1 pseudogene is annotated in these 370 nt (G+C 60.5%); it reads left to right on the forward strand.

From position 1 onward, the window contains the following. A pseudogene (locus AC1DYP_RS24870) lies at positions 1–370 on the forward strand (hypothetical protein); the annotation flags it as partial.

Raw genomic sequence — 370 nt, forward strand, 5'->3', positions numbered from 1 at the left:
GTTCGGCAAGGCGCGCGCGGGCCACATCGATCACGAGATCATGCGAATCTTTCAGTCCATCGGAGCAGCCGACGAGATCGAGGAAGATGCTGCGCGAGCGTCGAAGTACGAATTTCGCAACGCGGAGGGCGAACTCCTGCTGTCCTTCGACTGGGACTACGACGGCATCTCCGGGTGGCCCTCCGACTACATCGTCTACCAGCCGACCATCGAGACCGCTCTCGATCGAATCGTCCGGGCGAGCCCGTCCGTCGAACTGCATCAAGGCTGGGAAGTCGTACACATCGAGCAGTTCGACGACTACTCCGAACTGACACTGCGCGAGGTCCGCACCAACGTCGTCGGCAAGAAAGTGCTCACAGACCAGAAG

This window comes from Caulobacter sp. P1_D6 (assembly GCF_056406095.1).